This window comes from Senegalimassilia faecalis (genome assembly GCF_004135645.1).
Classification (GTDB): domain Bacteria; phylum Actinomycetota; class Coriobacteriia; order Coriobacteriales; family Eggerthellaceae; genus Senegalimassilia; species Senegalimassilia faecalis.
Genome location: NZ_SDPW01000001.1, coordinates 1,367,890 through 1,393,137, shown reverse-complemented (window position 1 = coordinate 1,393,137; position 25,248 = coordinate 1,367,890). Strand labels below are relative to the sequence as shown.

Here is a 25,248-nt window from a genome sequence, read left to right as displayed (position 1 = left end):
GAAACGCTCCTTTCACCCCGCGGCGGCATGCCGCGCTTGGCGCCGCTTGCGGGAAATGCAAAGGCCGAGCGATGCGCCCGGCCCGCATCGTTTGCGTTGCGCAGGCTATTTGCCCGCGAAGTAGGTTTGCAGATGGCGCAAAATGGTGGCATCGTCCACGTCGACGAGCTTCCACGCGCCCACGTCCTCAAGCAGCATGAAGCGCACCTGCCCGTGGCGAGCCTTCTTGTCGCGCTTCATGGTTTCCAGCACGTTTTCCGGCGTGGCCTTCCAGTCAAGCGCCGGCAAGTTCAACGCATCAAGCAGCTGCGCCTGCGCTTCGGCAAGCTCGGCCGGTGTGCCTACCAGGCTCTCGCCCAAAAGCGCCGCGAAGCGCATGCCATCCGCCACGGCGTGGCCATGGGAATACGTGCCGTAGCCCGACAGCTTCTCGATGGCGTGTGCCAACGTGTGCCCATAGTTCAGGCATTCGCGCACACCGCGGCTTTCCGTTTTGTCCTGCGCCACCACGTCGGCCTTGAACACCACGCAGCGCGCGATGGCCTCGGCAACCACGTCGGCTTGGCGCGCTGCCATGGCCTGCGCCTGGTCGGAAAGCCAGAAGAAGAACTCGTCGCCGTCGATGAGCGCCGACTTCGCCACCTCGCCGCAACCGCACGCCCATTCGCGCGACGGTAACGTTGCCAGCACGTCGGTGTCGGCGCACACGAATGCGGGCTGTTTGAACGCGCCGACAAGGTTCTTGCCCGCCGTCAGGTTCACGCCCGTTTTGCCGCCGACGCTTGAGTCCACCATGGATAGCAACGTAGTGGGCACCTGCACCACCTGCACGCCGCGCATGTACGTGGCCGCGGCAAAACCCGCCAGGTCGCCGACGCAGCCGCCGCCAAGCGCTACCACCACGCAGTCGCGTTCAAGCGCCAACGCGGCCATGGCCTCCCAAACCTCGCCGATCACCGCGATGGATTTCGCCTCTTCACCTGCGGGAACGCAGATATCGGACACATGGTAGCCCGCCTCGGCAAGCGATGCTTTCGCTCGCGAAAGGTACAGCGGGCCAACGTTGGTGTCCGTGATGACAAGCACCTGCTCGGCGCCGGCAAGCGACGGCACGTTGCGCATGGACTGCCCCAGCGAGGCCAGCACGCCCGCGCCGATGCGCACGTTGTACGCAACCTCGCCGGGGATGTTCACCACTACTTTTGTCGCAGGCACAGCACGCCCTCCTTCTCAAGGATGTCCTGGATTTCCTGCGCAACAACGTTGATGGACTTGCCCACCGTATCGATGGACACGCTGGCAACGTCTTCGTACATGGGCAAGCGCCCCGCGATGGTCTTGCGCGCCGTTTCCAGGTCTTTGAACAGCGGACGCGTGGAAACATCGCTGACGCGCTCAACGGCCTGCTCGGCCGTGACCTGCAGGTACACTACGAAGCCGTTCTGCTTCAGGATTTCGCGGTTTTCTTCGCGTAGCACGATGCCGCCGCCGCACGACACCAGCATGGGGCCTTTGTGCGCAAACTCGGCCAGCGCCTCGGTTTCCATAGCACGGAACGCATCTTCGCCTTCCGTGGCGAAGATCTGGTTGATGGAGCGGCGTTCGCGACGCTCGATGTAGGCGTCAAGGTCAATGGTGGCCAAGCCGCACTGGCGCGCCAAGCGGCGCGACGTAGACGTTTTACCCGCAACCATGAAGCCGACGAAGAACACGTTGCGCGTAAGCTCGTACACCGGGCGGCTTGCCGGTTTGAGCTCGGGACTGTTCACAACGGAGACAACCTCGTCGGGCGTGGTGACCGAAAGCGTATAGGCAATCGGATTCGTTTCCGGCGTGATGGTCTGGTTTTCCGCGTCCTTCGTTTCCATGGGACTTCCTTCCTAACTTGCTAGCGCGACATGGTGTTCAGTCGCTGCTTGTACGCTTTGATGGCGGCCTTGATATCGGCCATGTTGTCGGAACCGAACTTGCGCATATAGGCATCTGCCAGGGCAAACGCCACTTCTCCTTCTGCAACCACCGCGGCAGCGGGCACGGCGCACACGTCGCTGCGCTCCTTGGAGGCCTGCGCTACCTCAAGCGTGTCGAGGTTCACCGTTTGCAGGGGCTGCATCAGCGTGGGAATGGGCTTCATTGCCGCCGTGACCACCAACGGCATGCCCGTGGTCATGCCGCCCTCAAGGCCGCCGGCATTGTTTGACGTGCGCGTGAACTTCGCGTTCGCGCGATCAAGCTCGATGGGATCGTGCACCTGCGAGCCAGGGCGACGGGCGCATTCGAAGCCCATGCCGAATTCCACGCCCTTGATGGCAGGAATGCTGAACAGCGCGCCGCCGATGGTGGACGTGAGGCGCTCGGTAGGCACGGCGTAATCGCCCACGCCGGGAAGCAGGCCGCGCACCACCACGCGGAACGTGCCGCCCAGGCTGTCCTTCGTTTTGATGGCGCGGTCGATCTCGCGCTTCATGGCCTCGGTTGCCTCGGCATCGGGACAGCGCACCTCGCTAGTTTCGATGGCAAGCGGCGTGTACTGCGCGGCGTTCATGTACGGGTTTTCCTCGCGCATGGACACGCTGCCGATGGACACGACGTACGAGAAGATGTCGACGCCCAGCTCGGCCAGAAACTCGCGCGCAATGCCTGCGGCCGCCACGCGCGGTGCCGTGGTGCGGGCGCTTGAACGCTCAAGGATGTTGCGGCAGTCGTCCGTATTCGTTTTGAGCGCGCCCACCAAATCAGCATGGCCGGGACGCGGCGTCACCTCGCGCACCAGGTCAAGCGGCGCTTCGCCGAACGGGGCCATGCGGTCGGTCCAGTTTTCCCAGTCGCGATTCTTCACGATCATGGCAACGGGGCTGCCCATGGTGCGGCCGAAACGGATGCCGGAGATGACCTGCACCGTGTCACGCTCGATCTTCTGGCGACCGCCGCGACCATAGCCCGATTGGCGGCGCGCAAGGTCGATGTTGATCTGCTCTTCGGACACCTTCAGGCCCGCGGGAACGCCTTCGATGATGGCAACAAGCCCTTGTCCGTGGCTTTCGCCTGCAGTGTAGTAACGCATGTGTATTCCTTCGTGCATCGGGCGCGGCGGGTGCATGCCGTTGCGCCGTCGGAGTTGTTTGTGCTACGCGCGGGGGCAGTCGAAACCCGCCGCATCCGCCATGGCGTTGAACATGTCAGCATCGCTCATAGCCAGGTCGACGCTTTGTGCTGTGGAAACGATGCGCGCCGTTGCCACAGCCTGGGCAACCAGCATGCCGCCGCCGTTGCACGCCTGGCATCCAACCGCCAAAGCGTCCTCGACCAGCTTCGTGCGGCCTGCAGCGTAAACGGCGTCCATGACCACCTGGCGCGCGCTCAACAACTTCGTATCGAACGGCGCCGGGTCACCGGGCTTCATGCCAAGCGGCGTTGCGTTGATGATGATATCGGCCGACGCGATAAAATCGGCCGCGCTTCCGTAGGAACCAAAGCGGAACGTGGGGACCTCGTACGCCTCGCGCAGGCTTCGCCTGCCATTACTGCCGGGCACCTCCCCCTCGGCCGTGCTCATGAGCAGGCCAAACCGATCGATATAGCTTTCAAGCACGCGTCGAGCACGCTGGTCGTCGCGCGACAGCAGCATGAGCGAGTCGGCGCCGGCAACGGCGCATGCGTGCATGATGGAAAGCGCCGTGGGGCCTGTACCGCACACGGCAACGCGCTTGCCTTCGAAGCGCACGCCCATCAACTCCAGGAAACGCACGCAACCCGCGCCATCGGTGTTGTAGCCCGCAAGCCCGTCGTCTTCGCGCACCAGCACGTTCGCCCCTTGCGCCAGCACGGCGCTAGGATCTTTGCGAGTTGCGGCTTTGAAGGCCAAAGGCTTATACGGAGTGGTGATGTTGATCGACAGGAATTGACGTTCATCCAGAAACGTGCGGGCATCGTCCAGCTCCGCATAATCGGCGAAATCGTACGTCCAAGGAAGACCGCACGCACCGTACACGGCGTTGTACATTACCGGCGATTTCGAATGCGCAACAGGGTGCCCCAGAATATAGAGGCGTTCGCCTTCGCTCTGCTCGGTCATGGAATTCCTTCCTCATTGCAAAAGAGCCTGCAGATTTGCAGGGATTCCATCATACCAATGTCGTCGGCTCTCGCACCGTTAAATCCTGAGCGGCGAGCTAGAGCTTTGGAGAGGCGGCTTCCATGCCGCTTGCGCATTCGCACAAGGCAGCGTTTCCGGGCTCGGCATGCGCTGGTTGCGGCACGCCGCCTTCGGGCAGCGCATCGCCCAAGATAGCGCGCTCGACCATGCGAACATAGCGCGTATGCTTAAGGTCTTGCTCAACCAGCGGGGCCAGCAGATACGCGGAAATGCCCGCGTTATGCGCAGCAAGCACATCGGTGGACAGCTGATCGCCCACCATCACCGTTTCGGCGCGTTTCGCACCCAGCTTGCGCATGGCCACGAACAAGGCGGCAGGTATGGGCTTCATGGCCTTCGCCACGATAGGCATGGACAGCCTGTTGGCAAGCTGATGCACGTTTTCGTGCCAGTTGTTCGACACCAAGCAGAATTGCACGCCGGCATCGCGCGCCTGCGCAAGCCAAAGTCCCACGTCGCGCGGCACATCGTGCGTAGCGCGCGAAAGGATGGTGTTGTCGATGTCAAGCAACACGAAACGGAACCCACAATCAAGCAGGTCCCGTTTGATGTTGATGTGAGAGATGCGCGAGAAATACCGTTCAGGCTGCAGATACGACATGGTCACCTACGAGGAGTACGTGGCCTGATGCTCGTCGTACGTTTCGCTGAACTGGTAGTTGTCGCCCTCGAAATAGAAGAAGTAGTACTTGCCCAGCGCGTCTTTGTTCGGTGCGCACACGGCCTGCAAGCACTCGATGGAAGGCGAGCAGATGGGCGTAGGCGGCAGACCCGGGTTCGTGTATGTGCTGTACGGGGAATCGGCGTGCACCTCTTCAGGCGTGGGATCGTGACCGACAACATAAGCCGTGGTGGCATCGGACTGCAAAAGGCCGTTGCTCGGCTCGCCTTGCGTGGTCAAGCGATTGTAGAACACCGAGGCCACCTGCGCGCGAACGCCTTCGTCGCCGCTGGATTCCTTTTCAACGATAGAAGCAAGGTTGACTGCCTGGTACAGCGACAGGCCCTGGGATTGCGGATACGACCAATCAAGGCCCGCCGTTTCGGTTTGGAACTGCGTAAGCATGGCGCGAATGAGGCTGTCGGCCGTAGCGTCAGGGGAGATGTCGTACGTCTTCGGGAACAGGAAGCCCTCAAGGCTGTTCGTGCCCGCCGACTCCAGAAAGCTGAAGTCGCCCGCATACACGCTTGCATTTGAAGCCACGTTCGTGAAATCGTCCGCGGTCACGTTGCCGTTCGTAGCGGTTTCCACTGCCGAAGCGATTTCGCTAAGGCGATAACCTTCGGGGATGGTAAGCGTTGCGGTAACAGGACCCGCCTGCAGCGATGAGATGATGTCGTCGACCGATGCACCGCCAGTGAACACATACGTGCCCGGCTTCAGATCCGCAGCGGCGCCTAACGCGTTTACGCGGTCGGTGAAGTCCTTCGAAGTGGACACCAGCTTAGCGTCGACAAGCGCCTTGCCAATGTCATTGGCCCCTTCGCCATCGCTGACCACAACCGTTGCCTGTTCGCCATCGGCCAAAAGTTCCGCCTTCGGCGACATGCAGCTTGCCACTGAAGAGCCGACAAACCACAGGATGGCCAGCACCACCAGCACCAGCACCACAGTGAACGCGATTGCGGGCACTTTGCTGCGTTTCGGCTGGATATAGCTGGTATCGTACGTGCGGAACATGCGGTCGCCGCGTGCGTGGGCAGAACGGGCTGCGTGGTTCGGACGACGGGAATACGTCACTTGCTTACGAAGGGGCATAGATTACTTACCTTTCGCTGGAATTGCGTGCGTCAAGCCATGCTTGCAAGAACACGCTTGCTGCAATCATATCGATTTTGCCGCGCATATCGCGTTCCGACATGCCGCTTTCACGCAAACTGCGCTTGGCCTCCTGCGAGCTTAAACGCTCATCGGTGAACTCAACGGGGAGGCTTGCGGCCTTGCCGATTTTGCCGGCAACCTCTCGGATACGCGCCGCCTGCGAGCCTTCTTCGCCCGAAAGCGTGTACGGAAGGCCGGAGAGCAGCAATTCCGGCTCCCAATCCTCCAACACGCGACGCCAGCTTTTCGCATTTGCCAGCACATCGTTTGTAGGAAGCACGCATACAGGAGACGCAACGCGCTCGCGTGGGTCGCTGACGGCAACGCCGATACGCGTTTGGCCGATATCCAATGCAAGAATTCTCATAGTAATCCTTACTTTACCAGATAACCTTAGACACGAAAACGCCCCGCAGCTTGTTGCTGCGGGGCGCACATTGCGAAAGCTAAAGCTACAGCAGCATCTTGCGAGCAGCTTCCAGAGCATCATCGATGCCCGCGGCGTTCTTGCCGCCAGCCTGCGCCATGGAAGGCTTGCCACCGCCACCGCCCTGCACGCAAGGGGCAATGGCCTTGATGATGGCACCAGCGTTAAAGCCCGCCTCAACCGCTTCAGGCGAACCGGCAGCCATGAGCACGGCTTTACCGTCTTTCTCGCCGATCAGCACGCATGCGCCCGGCTTGGGCATACGTGCATGCAAGATATCCCAGCCGTTGCGCAGAGCGCCTGCATCGGCAACTTTCACGCGAGAGATGATGACGGGATAGCCAGCAGCAGATGCAACAGCAGAATCCACAAGCTTCGTAATGTTGTCGTCGGACACGATGCCCTTGCTCTGCTTCGCCTTCTTCGCGAACTCGCGCAGCTGCTTGATGTTAGCAGCCGTACGTTCGGACACGTCGAACAGCGGCACGCGCAGCTCCTCGGCGGTTTCCTTCAGCTCGGACTCAACTTTGTTGATGTATTCAAGCGCGCCAAAGCTGGTGACGGCCTCGATGCGACGCACGTTCGCGCCGACGCTTGTTTCGCTGGTGATCTTCATCAGGCCGATTTCGGCAGTATTGGCAACATGGCAGCCACCGCACAGCTCGCGAGAGAACGTGCCGCACTCGACAACGCGCACCTGCTCGCCGTACTTCTCGCCGAACAGCGCCGTCACGCCGCCTTCGCGGGCAGCATCAAGCGACGTCTCGTAGATGTTCGTAGGCGTAGCAGACATGATGAACTCATTCGCAACGCGCTCAACTTCGGCCAGCTGCTCGGGCGTGACCGCGGCAAAATGCGTGAAGTCGAAACGCAAGCGATCGGGACCGACGTAACTGCCTGCCTGGGACACATGCTCGCCAAGCACCTGGCGAAGCGCCGCATGCAGAATGTGCGTAGCCGTGTGGTTGCGCGTAACGCGAGCGCGGCGACCGGCTTCCACGGTGGCAGTGACGACCTGTTCAGCGCACAGCGTGCCCTCGACCACCTTCACCACGTGGCACACCAGGCCCTTTTCGGGAGCCTTCGTGTCGATGACCTCGGCCTTCACGCCGTCGCAAGCGATAACGCCCGCGTCGCCGACCTCGCCACCCATTTCGGCGTAGAACGGCGTGACATCAAGCACAACCTCGCCCTGCTGACCAGCAGCAAGTTCGTTTACGCGAGTGCCATCCTTCACCAAAGCTTTCACGGTTGCCTGGGCGGAAAGCTCTTGATAACCGACGAACTTCGTCGCTCCAAGCTCCTTGAGCAGGTCAGCATGCACGCCGCCGTACGTGCTCCAGGCCGCTTCCGCGTCCTTCACGTTTGCGGCACGGGCGCGCTCGCGCTGCTGTTCCATGCAACGCTCGAAGCCATCCATGTCAACCTCAACTCCACGCTCTTCGCACAGCTCGCGCGTGATGTCGACCGGAAAGCCGTACGTGTCATGCAGCGTGAATGCTTGATCGCCCGGCAGCACCGTGCCATCAAGCTTATCAAGCGCGTCGGAAAGGAACGCGCGGCCCTGGCGCAGGTTGGCGCCGAAGCGCTCTTCCTCGGACAGGATGATGCCGCGGATAAGCTCACGGTTCTCCACGATTTCAGGGTACACGCTGCCCATGAGCTTCACGACTTCGTCCACGTACTCATTCAGGAACGGCTTGTCGAGGCCGAGCATGTGGCCCTTCATAACCGCACGACGCAGCAAGCGACGCAGCACGTAGCCGCGGCCCTCGTTAGACGGCAGAATGCCGTCGGCAATCATGAACGTGACCGAACGGCTGTGGTCGGCGATGATGCGCAGACACAAGTCAGCTGCTTCGTCCTTGCCGTACTCCACGCCCGCCAAGCGCTCGCCCACCGCAACAAGGCTGCGCAGCACATCGGTGTCGTAGTTGTTCGTAACGCCCTGCATGATAGCGGCCATGCGCTCAAGGCCCATGCCGGTATCGATGTTCTTCGTTTGCAGCGGAGCAAGCGTGCCGTCTTCCTGACCGTCAAACTGTGTGAACACGCAGTTCCAGTACTCGAGGAAGCGGTCGCAATCACAGCCGGGCTTGCAGTCGGGCTTGCCGCAGCCAACCTCGGGACCCTGATCGAAATAGATCTCGGAGCACGGACCGCACGGACCGGTAGGACCGGCGCGCCAGAAGTTATCCTCTTCGCCAAGCTTGGAGATGTGGTCTTCGGCAACGCCCAAAGACTTCCAGATTTCGATGGTTTCGTCATCGTCTTCGAAGACGGTGAAGTACAGCTTTTCCTTCGGCAGCCCCAGAACCTCAGTGGAGAACTCGAAGGCCCATGCGCACATTTCCTTCTTGAAATAGCGGCCGAAGCTGAAGTTGCCAAGCATTTCGAAGAACGAAAGGTGACGGGCATCGCCGATGTTGTCGATGTCGTTCGTACGCACGCACTTCTGAACGGTGGTGGTGCCGATGTAGGTGGGGTCAAGCTCCTTTTGATGCAGGAAGTAGGGCTTGAACTGCACCATGCCGGCGCTGGTGAGCAGCAGCGACGGATCGTCGGGGATAAGCGAGGAGGACGGCAATCGCTTGCAGCCTTTTTCCTCGAAGAATTTCAAGTACTTCTCGCGGATCTCCGCGCTTGTCATGTACTTCATGTGCCTGTCTTTCTAACTCTGCCTTATTGCATACCCGCAGCTTGTGCGAGCTTATTGCTATCCTTTGCGCTTGCCGAACGGGCCTTTGCCGCCATCGACCTTCACGCGCTCTATTGCCGCCGATATATCCGGATGCGGCGATGTGGCGTCCGCAATGGGGTCGAGCGTGCCATCGGATTTTGGCGTTCCCTGAAAGAACACGCCGTCTTCCGCCACCAGCTGACGCCCGGTATGCTTTTCGAAATAATACACGAAAACGGACTTCATAACCGCCACGGCGGGAATAGATGCCAGCATGCCCACAAGCGAGCCGGTGAAGCCGCTCATGGCGCCACCGATAGCGCTGCCGGCCATCAAGGCAATCAATGTCAATGCGGGGTGGATATCAACGGAAGACGCCATGATCTTCGGCGAAACGAACGTGTACACCACTTGTTGGATGACGATGGTGCCCACCAGCGCCGCCACCGCAATCCAAGGACTGACGAACACGCCGACAATTGCCGCCAAGGCGCCGCCAAGCCAGGGACCCACGATGGGAATAATGTTCAAGATACCCGCGATAACGCCCAGAGCGGCATAGTTGGGAATATCAAGAATGGCGAACAAAATGCCACAGCCCAAACCGATGATGCCGCACTGAATAAGCGTGCCCTTGATGTAACCGCCCATGACACGCGTGAACGTTACATGCAGCATGGTCATAGTCTCGGCACGATTCGGACCGGCGAGCCGCATGGTTTCGCGACCAAGGGCGGGCAACTCGATAAGAATCCAAAACGCAATGACCAGCGCAAAGCCTATTGCCATGCATGTGTTCACCAGGCCAGTACCAAAGGCAACCATACCCGTAGCGCTTTGACGCGCAACATCCGACGCTGCCGAACCCAAGGCGGAAAGCGCATCATTGAGATACTTTTGCACGGAATCGTTCTGAAATACGTCGGAGTATTGGGCATACACGCCGTTCGCTAAGCTCATCAAATCGTTGATGTATCCAGGGATGCTTTGAAGCAGATCCCTGAACTGATCACCGAAGCCGAACGCCGGCGAGAACATCAAGAAGAACACCAACACCAAGACAACCACCATCAGCACGTATGCGATGGCCGTTCCCGCTATGCGCGGCACCCCTTTCGATTCCAGCTTGTTCACCGTGCCGCGCAGACAAAACACAATGACGACCGTCCAAAGAAGGATGGCAACCGGAACGCTTAAGATGTTGATGAGGTACACGAAAACGCCGGTGAGCAAGATGCCGCCCACGCACGTCCACACCACCAAAAACCAGCGCTTGGTCTTCTCCATGCGAAGATCCGCGTTGTCCGACACCTCAATCAACCCCTTAATGCATGCAACGAAGTGCTATTCGGCTTTGCCGCCCTCTTGACCGTACGTGAAATAGGCAGGGCCTTCATCCGTAAGCTCTTTTGCCTGAGCAGCGGCTTCGCTTGCAGGCGCATCTTCTTGCTTGCCCGCTTTGTCCGCAGCTGCATCGGCGGCGCCGGCCAAAGCCGCGGCCTGCGCTTTCGCCTTCGCTTCGCCCAAAGCAACGGATTCGTCGCTTGCGCGCTTCGTCTTCAGCTTGTCACGTACCTTCGACGTGACGTTGTTCATGATTTCCATAGGGGCGTTCGTAACGGTTTCAACCGCACCGACCGCATTAGAGGCGGAATCAGTAATTTCGCCGACGTCTTCCAGAATTTGATCAAGGCGCATGATTTCCAGATTCGCCGCGTCCACGGTCAAAGACACGCGGTCGACAAGCGGGTCGACTTTGTCAGCCACGGGTTCAAGCGACTTCGTGATGCGCTGCACGCTTTCAAGCGTAGGGTCCAGCTGCTGCTTCATCTCGTCGACTGTTGCGCGGGTTTTACGCACCGTCACAACCAGCTCGACCACGAACCAAATCAAAGCGATGCCGACCACCACGTACACGACGGGCAGCACCATGCCCATAACCTCGCCGAATTCCACCGAGCGCCTCCTTTACCTGCACGTTATCCGCGCCAACTATAGCACGCCAGCAAGAATTCTACCTGTTGGGCGCGTTCGTCTACACTGGCCATTCATAGCGGTTGCCCAGCGGTTACCATCACTCGGACGTGGGGTTTTGCCCTTCGGTCGGCCGCTGTTGTTGTTGCTGTTGCTTGGCGCGAACGGCCGCCGCATGCGCCGCCCGAGCGCGGTCGCGCGCCGTTGCCTCGACGCGATACGCCTCCCAGCCCCTTTCGGACGGATGGTAGAAGCATCCACGTTCAAGGCCCTGCGGCAAATAGCGCTGATCAACCCAGCCACCTGGATAGTCGTGCGGGTACTTATACTCCCCATAGCTTTCCGAGCCCGGACGATGACGATCGCGCAGGTAGTCGGGCACATCACGTTTCGGCCCATGGCGCACCTCAGCCAACGCGGCGTCGATGCCAGCTTCCGCGGCGTTGCTTTTCGGCGCAAGCGCAATGTACACCGCCGCTTGCGCCAGGTTGATGCGGCACTCCGGGTACCCGATGACCTCGGCAGCCTTGAATGCGGCCTCGGCCACCAGCAGCGCTTGAGGATCGGCGTTGCCAACGTCTTCAGACGCGTGGATGAACATGCGCCGCGCAATGTATTTCGGGTCTTCCCCGCCGTCGATCATGCGGGCAAGCCAGTACAGCGCCGCATCGGGATCGGAACCGCGCATGGATTTGATAAACGCGGATATGATATCGTAATGCATATCCTTGTTCTTGTCGTACGGCAAAGCGCGATGTGGCGTGGCGCTTTCCACCTGGGCTTTCGTGATAACCGCAGGCTTTTGGCGCGTACCCGGCTTCTGCATGCCCGCCGCAAGCTCAAGCGTGGTAAGCGACGCACGCCCGTCCCCGCCCGCCAAAAGCACGATGGCGCTGCGCGCCGCAGGCTCAAGCGTGTAGCAGCCGTCAAGCCCGCGCGGGTCGGCCACAGCACGGTCGACCAAACGCGCGATATCGCCATCGGAAAGCCCGTGCAGCTCCACCACGCGCGAACGGCTGATAAGCGCCGAGTTCACTTCGAAAAACGGGTTTTCTGTAGTAGCGCCCACCAACACCACCACGCGGTTCTCAACCGCATGCAGCAGTGCATCTTGCTGGCTGCGGTTGAAACGGTGGATCTCGTCGACGAACAAAATGGTGCGCGAGCCGTTGAGCGCCAAGCGCTTTTCTGCCGCGTCGATTTCACGGCGCAGATCAGACACCGTGCCGCCGATAGCGGAAACCTCCACAAACGCCGCTTTCGTTGTTTCCGCGATAACGTGTGCAATGGACGTTTTTCCCGTTCCGGCAGGGCCGTACAAAATAACAGAGCTGACGTTGTCCTGTTCGATGGCCGTGCGCAGCCAGCTGCCCGGGCCCACAGCGTCGGCCTGCCCCACCACATCTTCAAGCGTGCGTGGACGCATGCGCACCGCCAGCGGCGCGACCTGCTGTTTCCGCTCGTTTTCCATTGCCGTGAATAATGTGTCCATGCCCGACCTCGCTTCTTGATTGGGCACCCATGATACCATGCGAACGTTTGTTTGCCTAGCGGGCAATTCTCCAACCTCGGCAACAACTTCGCAGCCACACAAACGCGTCCAAAGACAATCGGCGAAACAAGGTAGCCCTCTGCTACGTTTCGCCGATCGTGTCAAGACTTTACTTTGGCTTGAAGCCTCATATACTCAAAGACAGGTTCCGCCCTTGTCGCCGTACTTTTGCGATGGACCGATGCTATTTCTGAGGGAGCTCAAGATAGCCTGTGGAACGGAGATTCGTACCCGTTGGCACGAAAGCCGGGAAGCATGCTGCGAGCACCCACCTTGACTGAGGTGGGTTCATCCTTCCGGCCAGGGGCGGAACTTTTTTGTGCCCTTTTTCGCCCTACGCGCCGGGGAACATCAAAACGAACGTGGTTCCCTCGCCAAGCTTGCCCTCAACGGCAATCACACCATGGTGATACTGCACGGCATGCTTCACGATGGCCAGGCCAAGGCCCGTGCCGCCCGTTTCCTTCGAACGACTTTTATCCAGGCGGAAGAAGCGCTCGAAAATCTTCTCGCGCATATTCTCCGGAACACCTGGCCCCGTATCGGACACGCGCACTTCCACCAATTCGCGGATGACGCCCTCCGCACCCTCTTCGCGAAACGCCACGACATCGACAGCCTGGGCGGGCCGGCGCGACACGCGCACGCTTACCGTGCCGCCTTCGCGGTTGTAGCGGATGCCGTTTTCGATAAGGTTGTACAACATCTCCTCGGCCAGCGTCTCGCTGCCGCGGATGAACGCGGAATCGCCTTCCACCTTGACGGAAACATCCCGGTCAGAGGCGAACGAGGACAGCCGGTCGTCCATGCGGTCGGCCACGCCGCGCACATTGATGGGAAGGTCCTCGCGCGTGAACGCGCTTTCGTCGAGCTTCGACAGCGTCAGCACGTCGTTGATAAGCCCGCGCATCGCCTGGGCCTCGTCGTAGATAAGGCCCGCGAACTTCTGGCGATCGCCCGGCAGCACCATGTCGTTCTTCATGAGCTCGGCGTATCCCGAAATGACCTGCAGCGGCGTTTTCATTTCGTGGCTGACGTTGCTGGAGAAGTCGCGGCGCATCGATTCGGCCTCGGCAAGCTCTTTGTTCTGCTTCTTGAGCAGCGTTTGCTGATCGTCGATGCGCTGCAGCAGCGGCACCATTTCCTCGTAAATCTCGTTCTCAAGCGGCTCGGCCATGTCAAGCGCATCGATGGGCTTCATGATGTGCTTCGTCAGGATGCGCGAAAGCAGAAACACCAGGCCGGCAGCCACGACCAACGCCACCGCAACGGGCAAGAGCATTTCGCCCAAGAACGCGAACAGCGAGTGACGCGTTTCCGAAAGGCGCACGATGCGGCCGTCGGACAGCTTTTCGGCGGCATATACCGTGTCGGTGCCAAGCGTGTCAGAATAGCGCATGCTTACCGCCCCGCCCGTGCGGGCGGCCTGGCTAACCTCAGGGCGCGACGCATGGTTGTCCATTTGATCGGCGTTTGCCTGGCTATCGTAGAGCACCAGCCCGTTTTCGCTGATAAGCGTGTAGCGCGTCACCCCGCTGAACTGCTGGGAAAGCAACGTGGTAACGTCGGAGGCAGGGGCGTCGTCAAGATACGACGCCGCGCGCGAAGCCGCCTCGGACAGCGCCTGCTCGGCATCGCACTCGTACGAGTAGTAGAAGATGCTGGTCAAGGCCACGGCGAACACCAGCACGATGCCAAGCGTGAACACGAGCACGCTTGTGAAGATGCGCCCCGAAAGACTCCTGAGGCGCTCGCTTGAAGGTCCCATAGGTTGTTCCTATTCAGAACGCTTGATGCAATAGCCCACGCCGCGCACCGTTTTGATGAGTCCGTCGGCGCCGGGGCAGGCGGCGGAGAGCTTCTGACGCAGCGTTTGAATGTGCACATCGACCGTGCGCGTTTCGCCCACGAACGTCATGCCCCACACGTCCTCAAGCAGCTGGCCGCGCGAAAGCACGCGCCCCTCGTTCTGCATCAGCGCGCGCAGCAGGTCGAACTCCTTCAGCGTCAACTCGACAGGCGAACCGCCGGCTGCAACGGTGTGAGCCAGCACGTGCAGCTCAACGGGGCCGCACACCAAGTCGTTGCCCGGGGCAACCGTCGGCGTTGCCGCGCGACGCAGCAGCGCGTTCACGCGGCTGACCAGCTCCATCATGCCGAACGGCTTCGCCAGGTAATCGTCGGCGCCCGAGTCGAGCCCCGTCACCTTGTCGAATTCGGTGCCCTTCGCCGTAAGCATCATGATGGGCAGCGTTTTGGTTGCGGGATTTTCACGCAGGCGGCGCAGCACCTCAAGGCCGTCGATTTCGGGCAGCATGATGTCAAGCAGCACCAGCTCAGGCAGCGTTTCACGGCAAGCGGCGAAGAAATCGCGCGCATTAGCGAACCCCACGGCATCAAGCCCCGTCTGACGCAACGCATACACCGTCAGGTCGCGAATATTGGTATCGTCTTCTAGATAGTAAATCATCGCTGCACCTTCAACCGTTTCCAAAACGCCACCGCTGCGCCGCTGCGCCCGACCTAGCGTTTTGCTAGTCTTTTTCCGTATCTGCAGAGTGTAACGCATGCTCGCCCGTTGCGCGGAAAACTGCCCAACCGGCAATGCGCTCGGCATCGTCGCCCATGCGCTCGAAATACTTCGCCGCCATTAAAAGCTCCGTGAGGTGGCGCGCACCCGAGCTTTCGCCGCGAATCATCTCGACGATCACCTGCTCACAGCGATCGTACAGGTCGTCCACGGCGTCGTCCATAGCGAACACGCGCTGCGCAAGCGCAACGTCCGCGTCCGCAAACGCCTTCACCGCCAGGGCCACCATGTTCGAAACCTTGTCCGTGGCCTGCGCAAACTCGTCAGACAGGTGCGAGGTTGCCTTCGGCGTCAGCTGCTGCGACAGATACGCCACATCGCGCGCCATCTCCTCGATATGCGCCAGGTCGCTGACGATGCGGAACGCACCCGTTACCTCGCGCAAATCATCGGCCACCAGCGGCTGCTGCATCAACATGATGTCAAGGCACCTATCCTCGATGGCCGAACGCAAATGACGGCTTGCCTTGTCGCCCGCCGCCACGCCTTCCGCAGCCTGCTCCTCGCCCGCCAAGGCGCGACCAACCGCGCGCACGTCAAGCACCGACTTCTCGCCGAGCTGCCCCAAAAGCGCGCTGAGGTCTTCCAGCTTCTCGAGATATTTCGTACGCGTTTGCATCAGCTGAACCTTCCTGTCAGGTAGTCTCTCGTTTTCTGCTGCCGTGGGTTGCCGAACAGCTGCTTCGTGGGGCCGGCCTCGATAAGCTCGCCCAGGTAGAAAAACGCCGTCTTGTCGGCCACGCGCGTGGCCTGCTGCATATTGTGCGTAACCACCACCACGGTGCGCTCGCGCGCCAACTGCACCATCAGCTCCTCGATAAGCGCCGTAGACAGCGGGTCGAGCGCGCTGGTGGGTTCGTCCATCAGCAGCACCTCGGGCTTGGTGGCCAAAGCGCGCGCAATGCACAGGCGCTGCTGCTGGCCGCCGGAAAGCCCCAGGCCCGATTGCCCCAGCTTGTCTTTGACCTCATCGAACAGCCCGGCGTCGATAAGGCAGCGTTCCACCAGCTCATCGGCTTCGGAACGCCCGAGTTTGCCCATGCGACGCGGGCCGTACAGGATGTTGTCGCGAATGCTCATAGGGAACGGGTTGGGGTGCTGGAACACCATGCCCACCCGCACGCGCAGCGCGTTGGCATCGCCGGCGAAAATGTCGGTTCCCGCCAGCTTGATGGAGCCTTCGCAGCGCACCGTGGGCACGAAGTCGCACATGCGGTTGAACGTGCGCAGCAATGTGGACTTGCCGCAGCCCGAAGGCCCGATGAAGGCCGTAGCACGGTTTTTCGGGATGTCGAGCGTGATGTTTTTCAGCGTCTGGAAATCGTCGTACCACAGATTGAAATCGCGAATGGAAATCATGGGCTCCGCGTCTACGCCAGACGCCTGCGCCGGGCTTACCGCTTCGCTTCCTTGTTCGATATTCGTCATGGATCAGCCGAACCTTCCCATCAGATAATCCTGCAAGCGCGCATCTTTTGGCTGGCTGAACAGCTGCTTTGTGGGGCCGGTTTCCACCATGTCGCCCACGTAGAAAAACGCCGTGTTGTCGGATGTGCGCGTGGCCTGCTCCATGTTGTGCGTCACGATGATGGCGCAGATGCCGGCTTCGGCGATGGAGCGGATGGTTTCCTCCACCACGAACGTGGAGATGGGGTCAAGCGCGCTGCACGGTTCGTCGAACAGCACCACGTCGGGGTGCATGGCAAGCGTGCGCGCGATGCACAGGCGCTGCTGCTGGCCGCCGGAAAGCGCCATGGCGCTGTGGTCGAGCTTGTCCTTCACCTCGTCCCACAAGGCGCCGGCGCGCAGGCTCTCCTCCACCAGCACATCGCATTCGTCCTTGCCGCGCACCAGCCCGTGGCGCTTCGGCGCGAACAGGATGTTGTCGCGGATGGACTTGCGAAACGGCGTGGGCTGCTGGAATACCATGCCGATGGATTTACGCAGCTCGAACAGGTTTTCCTTGCGCGTGTTGATGTTGCGCCCGTGGTAGAGCACCTCGCCGCCGACCTTGCACTTGGGAATCTCGCGGTTCATAAGGTTCAAGCAGCGCAGAAACGTGGACTTGCCGCAACCCGAAGGCCCGATAAGCGCCGTCACCTGGCCCGCTGAGAACGAAAGCGACGTGGGATGCAGCGCCTCGTTGCCCGCATAGGACACGGTCAGGTCGTGCGTACGCACCAGCGCTTCGCCCGATGCAGACGCCTGCGCAGTAGCGTTCGCGAGTTCGTTTTCCTTCGTCATTCGCTCGTCAGCCTCCTTTCCAGATACTTGCCGACAACGCGCGCCAAAATGTTGAACGCCAGGATGCACACCATCAGCACGGCGGCCGTGCCGTTCGAGATGGCCGTCAGGTCGGGCACCACGCCTTCGCTGTTGATCTTCCAGATGTGCACGGCCAGCGTTTCAGCCGGGCGGAACACGTTCCACGGGCAAGCGGGGCTTGAAAGGTCGAAGTTGGTGAAGTCAAGCACCGGGGCCGACTGGCCGGCCGTGAAGATCAGCGCCGCGGCCTCGCCGAACACGCGACCAGCCGACAGCACCACGCCCGTGACAATGGCGGGCATGGCGGCGGGAAGCAGCACGTGGATGGTGGTTTCCCAACGCGTCAGGCCCATGGCCAGGCCGGCGTCGCGCTGGCTGCGCGGCACGTCCTCAAGCGCCTGCTGGATAACGCGCACCAAGATGGGGATGTTGAACATGGTGAGCGCCACCGCGCCCGCGATGACGGAGAAACCCCAGCCCATGTACAGCACAAAGAACAGAAAGCCGAACAGGCCCACCACGATGGACGGCAAGCTCGAAAGCGTTTCGATGGCTGTTTTCGCCACCGCGGTAACCGCGTTGTCGGGCGCGTATTGCGACAGAAAGATTGCCGCGCCCAGCGACAGCGGCACGCTGATAAGCAGCGTGAGCACCAGCAGGTAGAAGCTGTTGAACAGCTCGGGGCCGATGCCGCCGCCTTCCTTGAACTGCTGCGGGCGGCCCGTCAAAAAGTTGATGTCGAACAGCTTCGGCACGCCAGCCACCAGGATGTAGAGGACGATGGCGGCCAGCATGATCATGACGAACGCCACAATGGCCGTAAGGACGCCCGTGGCAATGCGGTCTTGCCGGTTGATGCGGCGCACATGCGCCGACATATCGAAGTTAGCCACGCTTTGCCGCCCCCTTTCGGCCGATAAGGTGAATGATGAGGATGAACACCAGCGACATGGCCATCAGCAGCAGCGCCAGCGACCACAGCACGTCGTTGTACACCGTGCCCATAGCTTCGTTGCCCATGCCCATGGTCAGCACGCTGGTAAGCGTTGATGCGGGCGTGAACAGGCCCGACGGCATTTGGATGGCGTTGCCGATGACCATTTGCACGGCCAGCGCCTCGCCGAACGCGCGCGTCATGCCCAAAATCACCGCCGTCATCAGCGACGGCGCCGCGGACTTCAGCACCACGTTCCAAATGGTTTGCCAACGCGTGCAACCAAGCGCGTAACTACCTTCGCGATATTCCTGCGGCACCGCAGCCAGCGCGTCGATGGACAGGCTGGTGATGGTGGGCAGAATCATAACCGCCAGCACGATGGCGCTTGAGAAAATGCCGAAGCCGGTGATGGTCTGGCCCATGGCATCGGCCGCGCCGCGCACGGCGGCCACGATGATCGTCAGGCCGATAAGGCCGTACACCACCGACGGAATGCCCACCAGAAGCTCCACCAGCGGCTGGAACACTTTGCGCCCGAAGCGCGGCGCCACCTCCACCACGAAGATGGCGCTGCCGAACGCGATGGGCAGCGCGAACAGCGTGGACAGCAGCGTGACGGAAAACGAGCCCGCGATCATGGGCAGCGCGCCCACCGTGGGCATGCCGCTTGCGTCATCCTGATGCGGGTTCCACGTGGTTCCCGTCAAAAACGAACCGAGGTCGATACCGTCGGCGGTAAACGTAGCGATACCGCGCCCGGCGACCATGGCGACAAGCGTGACGACAAGAAGCGCCACGAGCACGATGCACGCGCCCGTGACGCCTTGTCCGATCCGCTCGACGCGTGCCTTCGCCATCAAGGCCATTGCGCGCGTCTCCTTTCAAATGATGAGGTCAACTCTGGAATCGAATGCAACTCGCAAACTACTTGTTGGAGACCTTGCCGGAAGCGTCCTTCTCCACCTTCATGCCGGACATGGGGATGTAGCCCTGCTGCTCCACCAGGCCGCCCTGCACTTCGTCGCCCATCATGTACTCGATGAAGGCCTTCGTGGCCTCGTCGGCAGACGTGGAGACGTACATGTGCTCGTAGGACCAGATCTTCCAGGAGTTGTCCTCGACGTTCTTCTCGTTCGGTTCCACACCGTCGACCTTCAGCGCCTTGAAGCTGCTGTCGTAGTAGGAGAACGCCACGTAGGAGATGGCGCCGGGCGTGCTGGCAACCATCTTGGCGGCCGTGCCCGAGGAATCCTGCTCCTGCGGCTTGAAGGAGTCCGGCACCTTGTCGCCGGCAAGCACGGCGTCCTCGAACGTGGCGCGCGTGCCGGAGCCGGAAGCGCGGTTGATGACGGTGATCGGCTCGTCAGCGCCGCCGACCTCGCTCCAGTTGGTGATCTCGCCCATGAAGATCTTCTTGAGGTCGTCAAGCTTGATGTCGTCGATGGTGACGTCGGAGTTCACGATGGGGCCCATGCCCACGATGCACACCTTGTTGTCGGTGATCTTGGTCAGGTCGGAGGAATCCTTCACCTTCGACTCGGCGAACACGTCGGAGTTGCCGATCTGCACGGCGCCCTGCGTAATCTGCGTGATGCCCTGGCCGGAACCGCCGCCCTGAACGGTAATCTGCACGCCGGGGTTTTCCTGCATGAACTGCTCGGCCGCGGCCTCGCACAGCGGCTGCAGCGCGGTGGAACCCACTGCCGTGATGGTGCCCGCGAGCGCCTTCTTCTCAGCCGAAGCCCCGGACGTGCCCGCGGACGTGGTGTCCGTGGAGCTGTTGGAGCTACCGCAACCCGTCAGGCCGAAACCGGCGACTGCCAATGCGGACATGCCGGCGATGCCGATGAAGCGACGGCGGCTGATATAGGAACCCTGCATAGTACGTTTTCTCCCTTCGGATGGTTTCATCGAAGCCCAGCAAGCGGGCTTGCAAGGGAGGATGGTACGCGCTTGACTTGCCAATTTTCGCGGCAATGAACAGGTATGACGCAGGTTTGACGATGTTTTACGCCGCGTTTACGAAACCTGCGGCGCGCCCTTTACACAACGCAGGCGGGCACAACGCGCGCTTTACGGAAGCGCGCGCGGCACTTGTACGCTACAATAAGTTGTCATGCGCTTAAAGGGAGAGGGCGCACGCAACGGCTCTGTAGCAGGCATTCTTTCGAAGCTTGGCACACTTGCCACAAAAATACCGAATTGAGGGGGACGTTTTGAAGCTTTCAGCACGCAACACGTTGAAAGGCGAGGTCATTTCCATCCAGCCCGGCGCGGTGAACGCCATCGTGATCATCGAGCTTCCCGACGGGCAGCTTGTCACGTCAAGCATCTCCATCCAAGCGCTTAAGGACTTGGACCTGCGCGTAGGCCAGCAAGCGTACGCCGTGGTGAAAGCCTCGGATGTCATGATCGGCATCGACGACTAGCAAAGCAAAGCGGGGGACCCTGACAAGCCAGGGTCCCCCGCTTCCTATTCCGCCGGTATTCGTTGCTGCTAGGCGCCGTGCCTGGTGAACGGCGCCACCGCGCGCAGCACCGCGTCTTTGGCCTCCGCGGCCGTGGAGCCGTCTTCCATGGTGAAGATCAAATCGCCGACGAAGCCCGCGTCGGTGGCTTCGGTAAACCACATGCGCGGCGGCTTTTCCACCACGCCCACCTTGCGCGCGGCCTCAAGCGCCGCGGCTTCCATTTTCGACGCGACCGCGTCAAGATTTTCGCCGTTGCCTTCCACCACCAGCGTCAGCACCACCTTGCCCGTTGGCGGCAAGTGCGTCAGCGAATTCTTGTTAATGACGGAGTTCGGGATAACCGCCGTTTCGCCTTTGGCGTTCGTGATGGTGGTGTGGCGCCAGCTCACGTCCTTCACCACGCCTTTCGAGCCACCGATGGAGATGTTGTCGCCCGGCGTCACAATGCGCAGCAAGCTTACCTGCACGCCACCGATAAGGTTGGAGATGGTGTCCTGAAAGCCCAACGAGATGGCAATACCGCCAATGCCCAGCGCCGTGATGGCCGCCGAAACATCGATGCCGAAACAGGTGGACAGCATGACCGAGCCGCCCACCACCCACACGATGGCGCGGCCGATGTTGATGAAGATCGACGACGACGGCAACTCGTCCGAGTAGTTCAGCACCTTGCGCAGAAACTTCGTGAGCAGATGCCCCACCACCGCCGTCAGCGTGAGGATGAGCACCGCCGTGATCAGCGTGCCCAGCCACTCGCTTCCCACAAAGCGACTGATGGTGTGCTCGAAATCTTCCATGAACCAACCTTTCGGGAAAGCAATGCCCGCAGGCAAACGCTGCGGGCACGATTACGTGAGTTATAGGCGCCGGCACAAAACCGCCAGCAAGCGCACGATGGCCTTTGCCGCCTGGGGCTATTCGACAGTTCCGTACACCTGGCCCCATGCGTGGCCGCCGATGGCGGAGTTCAGCTGGTCGCACAGGCGCTGACGCGTGAACGTGGACGGCGGCAGCAAGCCGATGATCTCGTTAAGGTCGTCGGGCAGGTCGAACGATTCGGCCACAACCACCACGTCAAGCCGGCGAACGAACTTGCGCCCATCGGCGAACACCGCGTCGATGACGCGCTGCAGCTGGCCGTAATGCTCGCTGCGCATGGTGTTGGTGCGCGGGTTAGCCGCCATGCTACAGCTCCACGTCCGGGCGATGCGCATCAGTGCCGTCGACGGCGGCAGCAAGCGCGCCGGCATACGCCGGCGTGGCAGCGCCGGTTGCGCGCAGGAATTGCGCACCAGCCGCACGCAGCGCCAGGGCGGCATCCACCGCAACATCGGGGCAGTAATAGGGGTTCTCCTCCGTGGCCTGGCCTTGCTTGGGGTCGTGGCGCACAACGTCAAGCTGCGCAAGCACGGGCAGCGGCGTGGTTGCCGCCTGCTTTGCAAGCGCGCACGCATCCGCAAGCGGGGCCTTCGTGGAGAAACCCGCCACGCTGGCCTCGAATTCTGCCATGACCGAAAGGGCCTCGGCAAACGTCGAGCGGCCGTCGGCAAGCGTGCCGTCCGCCGCAACGTCCACCGATGCGAACACCGGCAGGCCGCTGACCTGGCGCACGCCCATAAGCGCGCACTTCAGGTCGCTGGGGTTGGCAAATCCGTTCAAGAAGAACGCGTCAAGCTGCATGCCCTCGCACGCACGCGCCGCACGTGCATACTGATCACGGTTTTCGTTGAGCGAAGCTTTGCTGGAAGGGTCAAGCGGCAACCCGCACGGGCCGATTTCCACCAGCACGTGCTGCGGACGCAGCTTGTTCGCCGTGTCCAGCGCGGCCTTCACAAGCTCGGGCATGCGGTCGGCCATGCCATGGTGCGCCAAGCGCGCCGGGGTCATGCCCGCCGTTTCGGTGACCAGGCACTGCGCGCCGGCAACCAGGTTCAAGCGCAGCGCATCTTCAACGGCTTCCGGCTCCATAAGCGTAGCGTACTCGACGTCGCCTGCCTCCGTGAAACCCTGGCGGGCAAGCACGGGCGCAACAGGGCTGGAAAGCACCAACATATCGCGGTGAAACCGCAACTGAATATCAGGCATGGGAATATCCTTTCGACGCCGTCCATGATACCAAAGGCCGCCTGCGCGATGCGCCGCGCGGCGCGGGCGCACATAAACGATGCGCGAGCGCGGGCAAAGCGAACCGAGGGTCTCCTCACAGGTGCATCACGTTTGGCAACGCAACAAATCTTGCTTCTTACCTGGGAAAATGCTGGCCATTTTCTCCACCGGGAAGAAAATGGCAACGAAAAGGTAACGGCGCGACCTGGGTATTCACCAACCGTTCACGCGCGAATCATCCCAAAGTCACCCGCGGCACACGCGCATTTCAAGACCCGCCGTTATAGTAATACCTGTAAGCGGGACATCCCCTTTCCGCCGCTTGCCTGCTTCCCATAGCAGTTCGCGGCGCTTGAATGCAAGCGTCGCTCCTCCCCTCCTCTTCAGAGCCGCCGGCAACCCCCTTGCCGGCGGCTCGCTTCCTTTTCATGGCAAACCGCCGTTTGAGGCCGCCAGCTGATTCAAGCGTACAGTAAGCTCTTCGCAGGCTTCGCCGAGCGAATGGCCGGAACACGCCGAATCATCCACCGCCTGCGCCACACGCCTGACAGCCGAAAGGTTGCACTGCTCATCAGAGCGCTTCATATCCCTACATTTCCGATAGGCTTTACGAATTCTTAACGAAAAACAGGGGTCGTTTCACAAAACGTGCACGCCGCTCACATATCGCCTTCAATGTCAACCCTTATACTACGTATCAGCAAACGAAAGGTTCCCCTCCTTGAACGTTTGCATCTGCTTTATCCCTTAAGCAGAATCGGTACCCCATTCCGAAGTGGTACCGTCCATCCCCTCCTTGTGGCCCCGGCGAGTTCCCCTCCCGCCGGGGCCGATTCTTTTTCCGGGACGCATTCCCCTCTTGCAATCAGCGCGTGCGCCTATCGCAAGCCGGCGCGTGTCGGCATCCACCCCAATACATCATCGGCCGATAGCAGCATGTTTCCGCAGCATCGCGCAACGCCGCCCTCTTGGCCCCGGCAGCCGGCGCATCTGCGCCCTCTCCTTCGCCTTCGCTGTCAAAAAAGCGATGCCGCCCGGACCCACCCGGACGGCATCGCTACGAGCCAAGCATTTTCGAAAGCGGGCCTTATGCCTTCTTGCCGTACTTGCGCTCGTACAGGATGTTGTTCGTCTCAAGCCAGCTTTCCACGGTACCGGTGTCGAAGCCGTCCTGCGGATCGATGATGAGCGCGTACATTTCCTCTTCCTTGAGCACTGCATCAAGCGCGTCGGTCAGCTGGATTTCGCCGCCCACGCCCGGCTTCACCTCGGCCAGCAGCTCCATAACGCGCGGCGAAAGCAGGTAGCGGCCGAACACGGCCAGGTTCGATGGCGCGTCTTCGAGCGCGGGCTTCTCCACCAGGCTGTCGATCTTCCACACATCGTCGGAGATGGCGGAGCCGGCAATAACGCCGAAGCGATTGACCTGGTCGTCGGGCACGGGCATAACCGCGATGACCGAGGCGCCGTTGTGCTCGTCGGACACCTTCTGCATGGCGGGCAGCATCTTGTTGTCGGGCACCAGCACGTCGCCCAGCAGCACGTAGAACGGCTCGTTGCCCGTCTTCTCGGCGGCGCAGTGCACGGCATGGCCCAGGCCAAGCGGCTCTTCCTGGTACACGTAGCTGACGTTAAGGTTGCCAGCATGCTCCACGGCATCGGCGTACTTGTCCTTGCCGCGCTCGCGCAGCATAGCTACAAGCTCGGGGTTCGGGGAGAAGTGCTCCTCGATGGACTTCTTGTCGTGGCTGTTCACGATAACCACTTCATCGGCGGCCGATGCCAGGCCCTCTTCCACGATGCACTGGATGACGGGACGGTCGACAACAAGCAGCATTTCCTTCGGCTGAGCCTTCGTGGCGGGCAGGAAACGCGAGCCCAGGCCAGCGGCAGGGATGATTGCCTTCATATGGGACATACCTTTCTTCGGGGGAATAGACGCGAGGCGCCGCGCAAAGGCGACGCCTCGTCGATTCGCTTCGGCAATTGTAGCACGCAGGCTATTTGGCCTTCAGTTCCGCCACAGCCTCTTCAAGCACGGCGATCTGCTGCTCGGTTTTCTTCATGCCGCGCATGGACACGAACACGTAGATGAGCAGCACGGCCCACAGCAGGGCGTATGCAGCGATGATGAACGGCATGGACGGGATAACGGTGCTGTAGATTTCGACAAGCACGGGATTCATGGTGATTCTCCTTTGCGGTAAGCGGCGCGCCGGGCGCCGGGGCATTCAAGCGGAAAGCGGGTTTTGCGTCCGCATAACGAAA

At 61.0% G+C, this 25,248-nt stretch carries 25 protein-coding genes and 1 other RNA gene; 2 read left to right on the top strand and 24 right to left on the bottom strand.

The features are described from left to right. Nucleotides 1-105: 105 nt before the first annotated feature. The 11 genes from aroB to ET524_RS05770 all read right to left on the bottom strand — a co-directional run bounded on the left by aroB (nucleotide 106) and on the right by ET524_RS05770 (nucleotide 12,551). Nucleotides 106-1,215, bottom strand: a complete 1,110-nt coding sequence (gene aroB / locus ET524_RS05820) for a 3-dehydroquinate synthase (protein ID WP_129424020.1) — start codon at nucleotides 1,213-1,215, stop codon at nucleotides 106-108. Then, nucleotides 1,197-1,868, bottom strand: coding sequence for a shikimate kinase (locus ET524_RS05815; RefSeq protein WP_129424018.1), 672 nt, complete (start codon nucleotides 1,866-1,868; stop codon nucleotides 1,197-1,199). The genes aroB and ET524_RS05815 overlap by 19 nt, the downstream gene beginning before the upstream one ends. Nucleotides 1,869-1,888: 20 nt before the next feature. Further along, nucleotides 1,889-3,064, bottom strand: coding sequence for a chorismate synthase (aroC, locus tag ET524_RS05810; RefSeq protein WP_129424015.1), 1,176 nt, complete (start codon nucleotides 3,062-3,064; stop codon nucleotides 1,889-1,891). Between the two features lie 63 nt (nucleotides 3,065-3,127). Further along, a complete protein-coding gene (locus ET524_RS05805; protein WP_129424013.1) occupies nucleotides 3,128-4,075 on the bottom strand; it encodes a shikimate dehydrogenase family protein in 948 nt (315 codons plus the stop codon). A gap of 97 nt (nucleotides 4,076-4,172) precedes the next feature. Then, nucleotides 4,173-4,757, bottom strand: coding sequence for a YqeG family HAD IIIA-type phosphatase (locus ET524_RS05800; RefSeq protein ID WP_129424011.1), 585 nt, complete (start codon nucleotides 4,755-4,757; stop codon nucleotides 4,173-4,175). A 6-nt stretch (nucleotides 4,758-4,763) separates the two neighbouring features. Then, nucleotides 4,764-5,915 (bottom strand): endolytic transglycosylase MltG, encoded by a 1,152-nt coding sequence (mltG, locus tag ET524_RS05795; RefSeq protein ID WP_129424009.1) that lies wholly within the window; start codon nucleotides 5,913-5,915, stop codon nucleotides 4,764-4,766. 7 nt (nucleotides 5,916-5,922) lie between these two features. Beyond that, nucleotides 5,923-6,345 carry a Holliday junction resolvase RuvX gene (gene ruvX / locus ET524_RS05790; RefSeq protein ID WP_129424007.1) on the bottom strand — a complete coding sequence of 141 codons (423 nt, stop codon included), beginning with the start codon at nucleotides 6,343-6,345 and terminating at the stop codon, nucleotides 5,923-5,925. A gap of 85 nt (nucleotides 6,346-6,430) precedes the next feature. Continuing rightward, on the bottom strand, nucleotides 6,431-9,064 hold the full coding sequence (gene alaS, locus ET524_RS05785; protein ID WP_129424005.1) for an alanine--tRNA ligase: 2,634 nt from the start codon (nucleotides 9,062-9,064) through the stop codon (nucleotides 6,431-6,433). 57 nt (nucleotides 9,065-9,121) lie between these two features. Further along, on the bottom strand, nucleotides 9,122-10,396 hold the full coding sequence (locus ET524_RS05780) for an AI-2E family transporter (RefSeq protein ID WP_201738692.1): 1,275 nt from the start codon (nucleotides 10,394-10,396) through the stop codon (nucleotides 9,122-9,124). A gap of 33 nt (nucleotides 10,397-10,429) precedes the next feature. Then, nucleotides 10,430-11,041, bottom strand: a complete 612-nt coding sequence (locus ET524_RS05775) for a DUF948 domain-containing protein (RefSeq protein WP_201738691.1) — start codon at nucleotides 11,039-11,041, stop codon at nucleotides 10,430-10,432. 118 nt (nucleotides 11,042-11,159) lie between these two features. After that, nucleotides 11,160-12,551, bottom strand: a complete 1,392-nt coding sequence (locus ET524_RS05770) for a replication-associated recombination protein A (RefSeq protein WP_129424003.1) — start codon at nucleotides 12,549-12,551, stop codon at nucleotides 11,160-11,162. A gap of 202 nt (nucleotides 12,552-12,753) precedes the next feature. Between ET524_RS05770 and ssrS the strand changes: the two genes are divergently transcribed. Beyond that, a non-coding RNA gene (gene ssrS, locus ET524_RS05765) (6S RNA) lies at nucleotides 12,754-12,928 on the top strand. Nucleotides 12,929-12,945: 17 nt separating this feature from the next. On the opposite strand, the gene ET524_RS05760 is transcribed toward ssrS, so the two are convergent. The 8 genes from ET524_RS05760 to ET524_RS05725 form a co-directional block, all read right to left on the bottom strand. Next, on the bottom strand, nucleotides 12,946-14,379 hold the full coding sequence (locus ET524_RS05760) for a sensor histidine kinase (RefSeq protein ID WP_129424001.1): 1,434 nt from the start codon (nucleotides 14,377-14,379) through the stop codon (nucleotides 12,946-12,948). A gap of 9 nt (nucleotides 14,380-14,388) precedes the next feature. After that, nucleotides 14,389-15,081: a response regulator transcription factor gene (locus tag ET524_RS05755; protein ID WP_129423999.1), complete on the bottom strand. Its 693-nt coding sequence runs from the start codon at nucleotides 15,079-15,081 to the stop codon at nucleotides 14,389-14,391. Between the two features lie 64 nt (nucleotides 15,082-15,145). Next, nucleotides 15,146-15,820: a phosphate signaling complex PhoU family protein gene (locus ET524_RS05750; RefSeq protein ID WP_236648266.1), complete on the bottom strand. Its 675-nt coding sequence runs from the start codon at nucleotides 15,818-15,820 to the stop codon at nucleotides 15,146-15,148. Continuing rightward, a complete protein-coding gene (pstB, locus tag ET524_RS05745) occupies nucleotides 15,820-16,629 on the bottom strand; it encodes a phosphate ABC transporter ATP-binding protein PstB (RefSeq protein WP_201738690.1) in 810 nt (269 codons plus the stop codon). Before pstB ends, ET524_RS05750 begins: the two co-directional genes overlap by 1 nt. 3 nt (nucleotides 16,630-16,632) lie before the next feature. After that, the gene (locus tag ET524_RS05740) at nucleotides 16,633-17,445 is read right to left on the bottom strand and encodes a phosphate ABC transporter ATP-binding protein (RefSeq protein WP_129423997.1); all 813 of its coding nucleotides are present in this window, start codon (nucleotides 17,443-17,445) and stop codon (nucleotides 16,633-16,635) included. Further along, the gene (gene pstA / locus ET524_RS05735; RefSeq protein WP_236648265.1) at nucleotides 17,442-18,359 is read right to left on the bottom strand and encodes a phosphate ABC transporter permease PstA; all 918 of its coding nucleotides are present in this window, start codon (nucleotides 18,357-18,359) and stop codon (nucleotides 17,442-17,444) included. The genes ET524_RS05740 and pstA overlap by 4 nt, the downstream gene beginning before the upstream one ends. Further along, nucleotides 18,352-19,269 carry a phosphate ABC transporter permease subunit PstC gene (gene pstC, locus ET524_RS05730; protein ID WP_129423995.1) on the bottom strand — a complete coding sequence of 306 codons (918 nt, stop codon included), beginning with the start codon at nucleotides 19,267-19,269 and terminating at the stop codon, nucleotides 18,352-18,354. The genes pstA and pstC overlap by 8 nt, the downstream gene beginning before the upstream one ends. A 58-nt stretch (nucleotides 19,270-19,327) precedes the next feature. Then, nucleotides 19,328-20,284, bottom strand: coding sequence for a phosphate ABC transporter substrate-binding protein PstS family protein (locus tag ET524_RS05725; RefSeq protein WP_129423993.1), 957 nt, complete (start codon nucleotides 20,282-20,284; stop codon nucleotides 19,328-19,330). 335 nt (nucleotides 20,285-20,619) lie between these two features. Between ET524_RS05725 and ET524_RS05720 the strand changes: the two genes are divergently transcribed. After that, a complete protein-coding gene (locus ET524_RS05720; protein ID WP_129423991.1) occupies nucleotides 20,620-20,832 on the top strand; it encodes a TOBE domain-containing protein in 213 nt (70 codons plus the stop codon). 68 nt (nucleotides 20,833-20,900) lie between these two features. Here ET524_RS05720 and ET524_RS05715 read toward each other — a convergent pair whose 3' ends face one another. The 5 genes from ET524_RS05715 to ET524_RS05695 all read right to left on the bottom strand — a co-directional run bounded on the left by ET524_RS05715 (nucleotide 20,901) and on the right by ET524_RS05695 (nucleotide 25,166). Further along, complete coding sequence (locus tag ET524_RS05715) at nucleotides 20,901-21,671, bottom strand: mechanosensitive ion channel family protein (RefSeq protein ID WP_129423989.1); 771 nt, start codon at nucleotides 21,669-21,671, stop codon at nucleotides 20,901-20,903. Between the two features lie 117 nt (nucleotides 21,672-21,788). After that, nucleotides 21,789-22,058 (bottom strand): hypothetical protein, encoded by a 270-nt coding sequence (locus ET524_RS05710; protein WP_129423987.1) that lies wholly within the window; start codon nucleotides 22,056-22,058, stop codon nucleotides 21,789-21,791. 1 nt (nucleotide 22,059) lies between these two features. Beyond that, on the bottom strand, nucleotides 22,060-22,959 hold the full coding sequence (locus tag ET524_RS05705) for a homocysteine S-methyltransferase family protein (RefSeq protein ID WP_129423985.1): 900 nt from the start codon (nucleotides 22,957-22,959) through the stop codon (nucleotides 22,060-22,062). A 1,108-nt stretch (nucleotides 22,960-24,067) separates the two neighbouring features. Next, nucleotides 24,068-24,889 carry a UTP--glucose-1-phosphate uridylyltransferase gene (locus ET524_RS05700; RefSeq protein WP_129423983.1) on the bottom strand — a complete coding sequence of 274 codons (822 nt, stop codon included), beginning with the start codon at nucleotides 24,887-24,889 and terminating at the stop codon, nucleotides 24,068-24,070. A gap of 91 nt (nucleotides 24,890-24,980) precedes the next feature. Beyond that, nucleotides 24,981-25,166 (bottom strand): hypothetical protein, encoded by a 186-nt coding sequence (locus ET524_RS05695; protein WP_129423981.1) that lies wholly within the window; start codon nucleotides 25,164-25,166, stop codon nucleotides 24,981-24,983. Between the last annotated feature and the right edge of the window lie 82 nt (nucleotides 25,167-25,248).